The sequence below is a fragment of the Inhella sp. genome (genome assembly GCF_041912635.1).
Classification (GTDB): domain Bacteria; phylum Pseudomonadota; class Gammaproteobacteria; order Burkholderiales; family Burkholderiaceae_C; genus Inhella.
This window is the reverse complement of the sequence record NZ_JAYRMO010000029.1, coordinates 55,127-65,912: the sequence shown is the minus strand read 5'-3', so window position 1 is coordinate 65,912 and position 10,786 is coordinate 55,127. Positions and strand designations below refer to the sequence as shown.

Sequence of the window (10,786 nt, the reverse complement as noted above, 5' to 3'; positions counted from 1 at the left end):
TTCCGCAACGAAGGTCTGTCGGTCCGTCACAACCCCGAGTTCACGATGATGGAGTTCTATGCGGCCTACTGGACGCATGAGGACCAGATGAACTTCACCGAGGAGTTGCTGCGGCACGTGGCGCGCAGCGCCACGGGTTCAGCGCAGCTGACGTACGCCGGTCAGCCCGTGGACCTGAGCCAGCCCTTCGCACGCCTGACCATCCGCGACGCTCTGCTCGTGCATGCCGGGCTGAGCGAGACGGAGGTTGACAACCCGGAGGTGCTGGCCGCCCGCATCAAGGCCGCCGGGGAAGACGTGCCCAAGAACGCCAACCTGGCCGTGCTGCAGTACAGCCTGTTCGAGGCGACGGTGGAGGAAAAGCTCTGGCAGCCGACCTTCATCATGAACCACCCGCTGGAGGTGAGCCCGCTGGCGCGCGCCAATGACGAGAACCCCGGCATCACCGAGCGCTTCGAGCTCTACATGACCGGGCGCGAAGTGGCCAACGGCTTCAGCGAGCTGAACGACGCCGAGGACCAGGCCGCACGCTTCCACGCCCAGGTCGACGCCAAGGACAGCGGTGACGACGAGGCCATGCACTTCGATGCCGACTTCATCCGTGCGCTCGAATACGGCATGCCACCCACCGGCGGCTGCGGCATCGGCATCGACCGCTTTGTGATGCTGCTGACTGACTCACCTTCGATTCGCGACGTCATCCTCTTCCCTGCCCTGCGCCGGGAGGCCTGAGATGGACGGGGCTGCCGACGACGATCTGGCAGCCCTGCACGCCGCGCTCTGGGTCGAGCTGGAGCGCTGCGTCGAGGACAAGTTGCATGGGTGGCGCACCGCCACGCTGGCCACTTGCGCACCCGAGGGCGTGGACGCGCGCACCGTGGTGCTGCGCGAGGTCGACTACGCCAGCCAGCAGCTGATGTTCTTCACCGACGCCCGCTCGCCCAAGGTGACGCAGCTGCGCGAAGCCCCCGAGGCCCTGCTGGTGGCGTGGTGCGCGCGGCTGGGCTGGCAGCTGCGCCTGCGGGTCCGGGCCCAAGTCGAAACCGAGGGGCTGGGCGTCTCCAGCCGCTGGGCGCGCCTGCGCCTCAAACCGGCGGCGCAGGATTACCTCTCACCCCTGCCGCCCGGCACCCTGCTGGCCGAGCATGTTCCGGCCCCCCTGCCCGCGGCGCGCAACCACTTCGCGCTGGTGCGCCTTCAGGTGCTGAGCCTGGATTGGCTGGGCCTGCGCGCCGGCGGCCACCGCCGCGCGCTGTTCGATGCCCAGGGCGCGCGCTGGCTGGCCCCCTGAGAACACCGCTCAGCGCAACTGGTCGAGCACCTCACGGTAGCCGCGCGACACGCGCAGCTCCGCGCCACTGCTCAGACGCAGCTGGGCCTCGCCACCCGCCAGCGGCGTGACCACCCGCACATGCTGCGGATTGACGGCATGACAACGGTGCACGCGCAAGAACAGGCCCGCCAGCTCGGGCCGCTCCAGCAGCGCGCCCAGCGTGCCACGCTCCAAGAAGCTCTGCGGCGGCAGCTCGAAGCTGACGTAGTTGTCCGCCGCCGCCAGCCACTGCACTTCGGCCAGGGCGATGCGTTGGCGGCCGCTGCGGGTGCTGACCCACCACTGGCCCGGCGGCGCGGCCAGGGCCGCCGCCGGTGTGGGCAAGGCCAGCTGCTCGCGCAGCCGTGCCAAGGTCTGCGCCAAGCGCTCGGCATGGAAGGGCTTGAGCAGATAGTCCAGCGCCCCGAGCTCAAAGGCGCGTAGCGCGTGCTCGGCATAGGCGGTGGTGAAGACATGGCGGGTACCGGGCGGCAATGCCGCAGCCAGCTGCAGGCCGCTGCCGCCGGGCATCTCGATGTCCAGCAAGGCCAGGTCCACCGCGCCTTCGCGCGCCAGCAGGGCCAGCGCGGTCGGCGCGTCGGCGGCCTCGAACACGGCTTCGACATCGGCATGCGCGGCCAGCAGGCGGCGCAGCTTGGCGCGCGCCGCCGGTTCGTCGTCCACCACGAGCACGCGCATCAAACCCCCTGCGGGATGGTGATGCGCAGGCGCATCAGGCCTTCAGCCGGGCCGAACTCGACCTGCGCCGCCACCCCATAGCGGGCCTGCAAGCGCTCGCGCAAATTGCGCAGGCCCAGGCCGCCGTCCACCGGCGGGGCTTCGCGCACGCCATCGTTGTCCAGTTGCAGGCAAAGCTGGTCTGCGCGCCGCAGCGCCTGCAGGCGCACCCGCACCAGCCCCGCGTGCCGGGCCACGTCGTGCTTGATGGCGTTTTCCACCGGCGCCAGCAACAGCAGGGCCGGCAGGCGGCAGGCGCGCGCTTCGGCATCGGCGTCAATTTGGACCAGCAGGCGTTCCGCGCCGAAGCGCGCCTGCATCAGGTTCAGGAAGGGTTGCACCAGGGCCAGTTCGGCCTCCAGCGTGTGCTCGCCCTGCTCCTGCGCAGCCAGGCTGGCGCGCAGCAGGCCGGCCAGCTCGCAGAGCAGGCGGTCGGCACGCTCGACGTCCTCGTACATCAGCGAGGAGATCAGGTTCAGGCTGTTGAACAGGAAGTGCGGCTGCACCTGCTCGGCCAAGCGGGCCAGGCGCGCCTCGGCCAGCTCACGACGCGTGCGTTCCAGTTCCTGGGCCTGGGCAGCCGCCGCCTGCGCCGCCCAGAAGCCGCGCGAGGCCAGCAGCAGAAAACCGAAGGCAACCAGGTCCTTGGCACCTTCGTAAAGCAGCAGCTCGGGCAATGGATCGGGCTGGTAATCGAGCCCGGCCCCGGCATAGACCGCCAAGCGCAGGCCGAACATGCCGGCCACATGCAGCAGGTTGAAGAGCAAGGCCGCGAGCAGCAGGGCGGGCAGCTGCTGCGTCCAGGGCCGGCCGCGCAGCCGCCCCACCAGCTGGTGCAGGGCCAGGGCCAGCAGACCCACCATGACGATGGAGCTGAACTCCCACAGGAAGGGCTCCCAGGCATGGCGCCCACCGGCACGCCGGTAGTCCTGCAGCGCGGCAAAGCTCAGCAGCAGGCCCATGGCCAGCAGCCCGGCCAGATAGGGCGGCAGCCAGCGGCGCGGGGAGGCAGGCAGCAACAGATTCACCCGCGCAAGTTTGCACCGCGGGCGCCCGGCCGGCTGCGGTTCGCCCCCGGGCGGCCGGGCTTCACCCCAAAGTCTGAAAGGCGCTCAGAAGGGGTTGTTCGTCGCGCGCGTCAGCGCCGCATTGCCAATCAGGTTTTGACCGGCCGCGCCCAGGTGCAGGCCATCAGCCCACAGCCAGACGTTGGTGCCAACCTCGCTGCGCACGGTGGCCGTGGTGCAGTTGGGCAGATCCACGGTGCAGGCTGCCTGCTTGACATCGGTGTAGCCGAAGGCGCTGGGGAAGCGCACTGCGGTGGTGATGGTCTCATCGGCCAGCACCAGGCCGATGAGACGCCCATCCTCGATCAAGGCCAATCGCATCGCCACGTTGAAGGCGTTGGTCAGGCGTGTCAGCAGGGCGGCGCGGTCGGTATCGGTCTTGGTGGCCTTCTCGTTCAGGCCGGCGGGCGTGAGGCCGGCGTCGAACACCGTCAGCACCACCACGCGGCCATTGGCATTGGCCAAGCGGTTGACCTGGGCGGCGAGTTCACGGCCGCGCTGCTGCACCAGGCCGGTCAGTTCGCCCTCGCTACGCGTGGGGAACTGCTGGTAGGCCTCCAGCACGTCATAGAAGCCAACGTTGATGACCAGGAGGTCTTTCGGACCCACGCTGCCGCTGGCCAGTTGCTGGTCAATCTGCGCCTTCACATCGGCCACCTTGGCGCCGACGCTGCCGCGCAGGAAGGCGGTCACCGGCTTGTTCTCGGGGTTGCATTGCGCCAGCACCAGGCCGAAGTGGCTGGTCAGGGTCTGCACCCACATGGGGTTGGCGGTGCAGTCGATCTCGCCGGTGGTGGTGCCGGACTTCAGGCCGTTGACGCCATAGCGCTTGCCATCGGCCGTCAACAGGCTGTGTTCGTCGCCGAAGCTGACCAGGCGCGTGGGCACGAAGGGTTCGATCTGCCCCTTGCCGCCGCCGCAAGCCGCAAGCGCCGCCAGAGCCACGGCCGCCAGGCCGCTGCGCAGTTGAACCCAATTCATCGTCAAAGCTCCAGAAACAAAGGGGAAGTCACCCGGCCGCCGCGGCCCGGCGCAGCCGGTCCAGCACCCCGGCCCAGCGCGCATCCGCGCTGGGAGGGGACTCGACCCAGATCTCGCGTGCACCGGCGTCGTCCAAGGCCCGCAGGGTGGCGAACAGCTGTTGGGCCGCCGCCTCGGGCTCGGCCGGAAGGGCCGCCCAGGGGCCGCCCGTCCAGGGGGTGCGGGAATATACCGTCAGGCCCTCGGGCAAGCAGCCCTGAAGGGCGACGGCCAGCGCGGCAGGCTCGAACAACCGCACCCGCGCTCGCGGGGCGTAATGCGCCTCCAGGGTGCCGGAGGCGCGCGGCGCCTGGGCATCGGGCGCCCGCAACGTCTCGCCCAGCAGGGCTTCGAGCTGCGCTGCATCCAGCATGCCGGGGCGCAGCAGCACCGGGTAGGGCCGCGTGCAATCCACGATGGTGGATTCGATGCCGACCGCGCAGGCACCGCCATCCACCACCGCGATGCGGCTCTCGAACTCCTGCTCGACATGGGCCGCCGTGGTGGGGCTGACGCGCCCGAAGCGGTTGGCGCTGGGTGCCGCCAGACCGGGTACACCCAGGGCGGCGGCAGCCTCCAACACCTCATGGAAGAGCGGGTGGGCCGGGCAGCGCAGGCCGATGCTGTCCTGCCCGCCCGCCGCCGCCTGCGCCAACTCGGCGCGGCGCGGCACGATCACCGTCAGCGGCCCGGGCCAGCAGGCGGCCGTCAGGCGTTCGGCCAGACTGGGCCATTCGGCCGCAAAGGCGCGTGCCCGGGCGGCATCGGCCACGTGCACGATCAGCGGATGGTCGGCCGGCCGGCCCTTGGCCGCAAAGATCTTGGCCACGGCCGCGTCGTCGTCCGCGCGGGCGGCCAAGCCATAGACGGTCTCGGTGGGCAGGGCCACCAACTCGCCGTCGGCGAGGCGCCGGGCCGCCTCTTGAACGCTCAGGATCAAACCAGACCGTCCTGCGGCAGCCCCAGCACCTGCGCCGCCTGCAGCGCCTGGGCGCGGGCCTCATCGGCGCTGGCGCCCGTCACCGTCAAGTGGCCCATCTTGCGGCCCGGGCGCGGGTCGGTCTTGCCGTAGAGGTGAAGGTGGGCGCCGGGCAGGGCCAACACGGCCGACCAGTCCGGCTCGCGCCGCTGGCCCTGGGCGTCGAACCACAAATCCCCAAGCAGATTGAGCATGAAGGCCGGGCTGTGCAGGCGCGGCTGTGGCAGCGGCAGCTGGGTCATGGCACGCACCTGGAGCTCGAACTGCGAGTGCGAGCAGGCGTCAATGCTGTAGTGGCCGCTGTTGTGAGGGCGCGGCGCCATTTCATTGGCGAGCAGGCGGCCGTCCTGCAACACGAAGAATTCGATGCACAGCACGCCGACGTACTCGAAGGCAGCGGCAATGGCCTGGGCCTGCTGCTGCGCCTGCACCTGCAACGCGGGCGCAATGCCGCTGGCCGGCACGGCGGTGGTGGCCAGGATGCCGCCGACATGCCAGTTGCGCTGCACCGGCAGGCTGACGATCTGACCATCCCGCCCGCGCGCCACGATGACGCTCAGCTCGGCCGCCAGCGGCAGCAGGGCTTCCAGCACGCAGGGCACGTTCCCCAGTTCGGCAAAGGCACTCGCCAGCTCCGCGGCATCAGCCACACGGCGCTGACCCTTGCCGTCATAGCCCATGCGGGCGGTCTTCAGGATGCCGGGCAGCAGCCCGGCGTCCACAGCCGCGCAAGCGGCCCCCGTGCGCAGCACCGCATGCGGCGCGCAGGGCACACCGGCCTTGGCGAAATGCGCTTTCTCGGCCGCGCGGTCCTGGCACACCGCCACCGCGGCGCCGGCAGGCGCAACGTCGATGTCCTGCGCCAGTCGCTCCAGGCTGCTGGCGGGCACGTTCTCGAACTCGGTGCTGGCGGCCGCGCAGCGCGAGGCCAGTTGCGAGAGCGCGTGGGCGTCGTCGTAGCCGGCCTGCAGGTGCTCGTCGGCGGCCGCGCCAGCGGGGCTGTGCTTGTCGGGGTCGATCACCGCCACGCGGTAGCCCAGGGCCTGGGCGGCATGCACGGCCATGCGACCGAGCTGGCCGCCACCCAGCATGCCCAGCCACTCACCCGGGTGCAGCGCTTGAAGTTTGGTCATTGCAGGTCCGCTGTCATGGCACGTGCCGCGTCGGTCTGACGCTGCCGAAAGGCCTGCAGTTTGTCCAGCAGATCCGCGTCCTGACCGGCCAGCATGGCCACGGCAAACAGCGCCGCATTGGCCGCCCCGGCGCCGCCGATGGCAAAGGTGGCGACCGGAATGCCCTTGGGCATCTGCACGATGGAGTGCAGGCTGTCCACGCCTTGCAGATGGCGGCTGGCCACCGGCACGCCCAGCACCGGCACGGGCGTCTTGGCGGCCAGCATGCCGGGCAGGTGCGCGGCTCCGCCAGCGCCAGCAATGATGGCGCGCAGGCCGCGGGCTTGGGCGGCCTCGGCGTAGCGGAACATGTCGTCCGGCATGCGGTGGGCGGACACGACCTGGGCCTCAAAGGGCACTCCGAACTCGGTCAGAATGTCGGCGGCTGCCTTCAGGGTTTCCCAGTCGCTGCTGGAACCCATCACGACGCCGACCAGCGGGCTGGCGCTCATGGCGCTCCTTGCGTGGGACGGTAAAGAGCCTTGAATTGTAGGCAGCGCCCCTCACCTGACCCGGCCATTCCCTTTGGCAGCGCCATGATCGACATCACCCTGCAGAACTTCGAGGCCGAACTCCTGGCCGCCAGCACGCACACCCCGGTGCTGCTGGACATCTGGGCGCCCTGGTGCGGCCCCTGCCGCACCCTCGGCCCCCTGCTGGAAAAGCTGGAGGAAGACTACGCCGGCCGCTTCATCCTGGCCAAGCTGAACGCCGACGAGGTGCCGGAGATCGCCTCCCAGCTCTCGGCCGCGTTTGGCGTGCGCTCCATCCCCTTCTGCGTGATGTTCGTCGGCGGCCAGCCGGTGGATGGCTTTGTCGGCGCCCTGCCCGAGAGCCAGATCCGCGAATTCCTGAGCCGCCACGTGCCTGGCGAGGGCGAGTTGCAGGCCGAGCAGGAGCTGGCCGAGGCCGAGCAACTGCTGGAACAGGGCGCGGCCGATGACGCGCTGGCCCGCCTGGTGGCCGCGCTGGAAGCTGACCCGAAGAACGAGGCCGCGCGCTTCGACCTGATCAAGGCCCTGATCGAGGCCGGCCAGCTGGCGCAGGCACAGGCGGTGTTCGAGCCCGTCGCCGCCCTGGCACGCGACACCATTACCCCGCACGCCCGCTTCGCCGCCCTGGCCGCCTGGTTGCAGGCCTGCGCCGCCGCGCAAGCCGCCCCGCCGGCCGCGCAGCTGGAAGCCGCCATCGCCGCCAACAAACGCGATTTCGACGCCCGCTTCCTGCTGGCGCAAACGCACTTCGCCGCCAGCCGCTTCACCCAGGCGATGGACGAACTGCTGGAGATCGTGATGCGCGACAAGGCCTGGAACGACAGCCTGGCGCGCAAGACCATCGTGGCGGTGCTGGAGATCCTGACGAAGCCGCAGCCCAAGGCCCAGGCCAAGGCGGCCGGCGGCGACAGCAAGCTGCAACTGACCGGCCACACCGTGACGGCCTCCAGCGACCCTGTGGTGGATCAGTACCGCCGCAAGCTGTCGATGGCGCTGTTCTGATTCAGGTGACCAACAGCCGCCAGCCCAGCCAGGCCGGCAGGCCGAGGTAAAGCAGGCCCAGGCCCAGGCGCTCGCAGGCACTGCGGATGGGCAGGGCCTGCGTCGGGCGCCACAGCGCGCCCAGCAGGGCGGCGGCCTCGATGACGGCACGCAGCGCCGCTGCCGTCAGCAACACCCCCACCGCCCAGGCCGCCCACCACAGGCCAAGGGCCAGCCCATAGGCCTTGAGGCCATAGCTGTAGAACTCGCCCAGCGCACTGCCATAGGCGATGTGCTGGTGCAGATGGAAGGCCGGCAGCGCCAGCAGCAGCGGCAGCAGCACGAACTTCAAGGCCGGCGCCCCCAGGCGACCCGCGTCAAAGGCCTGCCGGGCCTGCACGAACACCGGCAGCGGCGGTGCCGCGGCCAGCGCCTGCAGCAGGCTGGGCAGATGGCTCACGCCCAGCTCCAGCGCAGCCGCACCTGGCGGGCTCAGTGCGAGCCCCGCGCAGGGCAGCGGCAGCCGCCAAGGCCTGGCGGCGCGCAGTTCGGCCACCGGCAGCAAACGGCGCTGATGGCCACGCGTGAGCGCCAAACCTTCGGGTTCAAGGCGCGCCGTGGCGGCAAAAGCCGCCAGCAGGCAGGCAGCGGCCGCTTCCGGCAGCAGCACCAGGGCGGCCACCAGGCGCAGCTGCTTCAGGGTCTGGCTGCGCAGCTCCTCGTCCAGCAGCAGCACCAGGCCTAGGGCCAGCAGGCTCAGCCGCGCCAACAGACGCAAGGCCGCCGCCGCCAGCCGTGCCGGGCGGGGCAGCAGCCAGACGCGCCACGCCGTTTGCGGAGCGGCAGCGGGTGGCTGGCGGGCCAGCCAGCGCCAGACCGGGCTCAGCGCCAACAGAACCAGGAAGACCAAGCCGGCCAGGCCCACCCAGTCACCCCAGCGCACCATCAGCGTCGGGCCGGGCACGGGGACCGGCAGGGCATCGATCACCAGCGCGCGCTCGTTCATGGCGCTGCTGGCGCGCACCGTGCCGCGCGCGTCAATGACGGCGCTGAAGCCATTGGTGGTGACGCGGAACTGCGGCAATCGGGTCTCGATGCTGCGAAAGGCCGCCACCTGCAGGTGCAGGCGTGCCCCCAGCTCCTGCGTGCTGAACCAGCTGTCGTTGGACATCGTCAGCAGCGCCTGCGCACCCTGGCGGGCGGCAGCGATGGCCAGCATGGGGTCCACGTCGTCGCGACAGATCAGCGCCTGCACCGGCAGCTCACGGCCGTCGCGCAGCCGCAGGGGCAGCACGCGCGCACCGCTGCCGGGTTGCCAGTGGCCGGCCCAAGCCGGTTGCAGGCCGCGCAGCCAGGTCGGGACGTACTCGGTGAGCGGGAACAGCCGGGTCTTGCGATAGAAGTCCAGCAGCCCGCGCCCGGGCTCCACAAAGGCGGCGGCGTTGTATTCGCCGGCCGCATCGCGGTCGAAAGCGCCGAACACGAAGGGCACACCGGCCGCGTTGACGATGGCAGCGATCTCCTGATCGAACTCGGCGCCGGCGGCGCTCTTGGGCTGGGCGAAGGTGGTGGGGTAGACGGTCTCGGACCAGAGCACGGCGTCGGCGCCCTGGCGCTCGACGGCGTCGTAGCTCATAGCGAAATGGGTGTCGAGCAGTTCGCGCACCACGGCGTGGCTGCCCTGGGCGCGGCGGCGCGCCTCAATGTCGGTGATGTTGGCCTGGACCAGGCCGACGCGCAGCTGCGGGCCCTGCTGCGGTGCGGGCGGCTGGCTCAGGCCCATGGCGAGCAGCAGCAGGGGCGGCACAGCGGCGCCCAGCAGCGGCAAGCGCAGCGCCCCCCAACCCTGGCGACGCCGCGCCCAGGTGATGGCAAGGGCCTCGTTGGCCAGCAGCAGCAACAGGCTCAGGCCCGCCGCGCCCCCCAGCGCGGCGCCCTGGCGCAGCAGCTCGGCGGGGTAGAGCCCGTGCCCGAGGGTGTCGCCCAGGAGCTTCGGGCACAACCACTCCGCCGCCACCCAGGCCGAGGCCCCCGCCAGCGCCCCCAGCAGCGGGCCGTGGCGTGCGCGCGCGAGCTGGCGCACCAGCACAAAAGCCAGCAGCTGCGGTTGGAACAATGGCGCGCCCAGCAGCAGCACGGCGCTACCCAGCAGCGGGCCCCAGTCGGTGAAGCGGCCGATGGCCACGCCGAACCAGGAAAAGGCAACTGCCGTGAAGGCCAGGCTCAGCACCCAGCCGGCCAGCAGGGCCTGGCGCGCGCTGCGGCAGCCCTCCAGCATGCGCAGCCAGGGCAGCAGGGCCACGAAGCCCAGCATCCAGGCACCGCGCACGTACAGGGCCAGCAGCAGGGCACCGAACAGCAGCAGTCCCAGCCGGCCGCGCCAGATCGGGTTCAGGGCGCCGCCCTCCCCGGCTCGATCGGCGGCGGAATGACGATGCGCCGCGGCGGCAGGCCGGGCGGCGCCAGTTCGGGCGGCACCAGGCGGTCTTGCGCCGTGGCGAGCGAGCGGCCGGCAGCCGCTGGCGGCGGGTGCTCGGGGTCGAACATCAGCACGGCCTCGATGCGCTGGCCGTCGTCGGTGGCCTGGTGATGCCGCACATAGCCCGGCGGCAGCACGAAATCTTCGGGCACCGCCAGCCCCACCAGGGGCGGGCGCGTGCCGGGCGGGTTGAAGGCGCCCAGGCCGGTGTGCACACCGGCCTGGTGCAGGCGCTCGATGACTTCCTTCATGCTGGGGGCTTGGCCGGGCGGCACATGGGCGGCCAGATCGTCCGACGGGGGTTCACTGGCGGCCAGCTCGCCCGGGTGCGTGTGCACCGGGTTCAGCGCCGCGGAGGCAGCAGGAGCCGGCACCAGGGGCCGCGCTGCGAGCACCGGCGCGGCCGGTGCCGCCGCCGGCGCCGCTTCGGGCTCGGGCTGCGGCCACAGCAGCCAGATCGCCACCAGCACCAGGCCCAGGGCAAGCAGCAGGTAGGCCACGGCCGGCTGCCAGCCGCCCGATTGAGGAGCGCCTGCCGCCATGG

11 protein-coding genes are annotated in these 10,786 nt (G+C 71.2%); 3 read left to right on the top strand and 8 right to left on the bottom strand.

From position 1 onward, the window contains the following. Together ACE3QP_RS16510 and ACE3QP_RS16505 are read left to right on the top strand one after the other, a co-directional pair. On the top strand, positions 1–732 hold a 732-nt coding region (locus ACE3QP_RS16510; protein ID WP_374437583.1), incomplete at its 5' end, for an amino acid--tRNA ligase-related protein. 1 nt (position 733) lies between these two features. Beyond that, the gene (locus ACE3QP_RS16505) at positions 734–1,291 is read left to right on the top strand and encodes a pyridoxamine 5'-phosphate oxidase family protein (RefSeq protein WP_374437582.1); all 558 of its coding nucleotides are present in this window, start codon (positions 734–736) and stop codon (positions 1,289–1,291) included. A 9-nt stretch (positions 1,292–1,300) separates the two neighbouring features. Here the strand turns inward: ACE3QP_RS16505 and ACE3QP_RS16500 are convergent, their stop codons facing one another. The 6 genes from ACE3QP_RS16500 to purE all read right to left on the bottom strand — a co-directional run bounded on the left by ACE3QP_RS16500 (position 1,301) and on the right by purE (position 6,740). Beyond that, positions 1,301–2,011, bottom strand: a complete 711-nt coding sequence (locus tag ACE3QP_RS16500) for a LytR/AlgR family response regulator transcription factor (RefSeq protein ID WP_374437581.1) — start codon at positions 2,009–2,011, stop codon at positions 1,301–1,303. Continuing rightward, entirely contained in the window at positions 2,011–3,069 is a 1,059-nt protein-coding gene (locus ACE3QP_RS16495) for a sensor histidine kinase (RefSeq protein WP_374437580.1), read from the bottom strand. Before ACE3QP_RS16495 ends, ACE3QP_RS16500 begins: the two co-directional genes overlap by 1 nt. A 93-nt stretch (positions 3,070–3,162) precedes the next feature. After that, entirely contained in the window at positions 3,163–4,098 is a 936-nt protein-coding gene (locus ACE3QP_RS16490; RefSeq protein ID WP_374437579.1) for an esterase, read from the bottom strand. A gap of 28 nt (positions 4,099–4,126) precedes the next feature. After that, the gene (locus tag ACE3QP_RS16485) at positions 4,127–5,077 is read right to left on the bottom strand and encodes an L-threonylcarbamoyladenylate synthase (RefSeq protein WP_374437578.1); all 951 of its coding nucleotides are present in this window, start codon (positions 5,075–5,077) and stop codon (positions 4,127–4,129) included. After that, a complete protein-coding gene (locus tag ACE3QP_RS16480) occupies positions 5,074–6,249 on the bottom strand; it encodes a 5-(carboxyamino)imidazole ribonucleotide synthase (RefSeq protein WP_374437577.1) in 1,176 nt (391 codons plus the stop codon). The genes ACE3QP_RS16485 and ACE3QP_RS16480 overlap by 4 nt, the downstream gene beginning before the upstream one ends. Then, complete coding sequence (gene purE, locus ACE3QP_RS16475) at positions 6,246–6,740, bottom strand: 5-(carboxyamino)imidazole ribonucleotide mutase (RefSeq protein WP_374437576.1); 495 nt, start codon at positions 6,738–6,740, stop codon at positions 6,246–6,248. Before purE ends, ACE3QP_RS16480 begins: the two co-directional genes overlap by 4 nt. Positions 6,741–6,824: 84 nt before the next feature. Between purE and ACE3QP_RS16470 the strand changes: the two genes are divergently transcribed. Continuing rightward, on the top strand, positions 6,825–7,784 hold the full coding sequence (locus tag ACE3QP_RS16470) for a tetratricopeptide repeat protein (protein ID WP_374437575.1): 960 nt from the start codon (positions 6,825–6,827) through the stop codon (positions 7,782–7,784). A gap of 1 nt (position 7,785) precedes the next feature. Here ACE3QP_RS16470 and lnt read toward each other — a convergent pair whose 3' ends face one another. Next, complete coding sequence (gene lnt / locus ACE3QP_RS16465) at positions 7,786–10,104, bottom strand: apolipoprotein N-acyltransferase (RefSeq protein WP_374437584.1); 2,319 nt, start codon at positions 10,102–10,104, stop codon at positions 7,786–7,788. Between the two features lie 50 nt (positions 10,105–10,154). After that, positions 10,155–10,784, bottom strand: a complete 630-nt coding sequence (locus tag ACE3QP_RS16460; protein WP_374437574.1) for a hypothetical protein — start codon at positions 10,782–10,784, stop codon at positions 10,155–10,157. Positions 10,785–10,786: the final 2 nt, after the last annotated feature.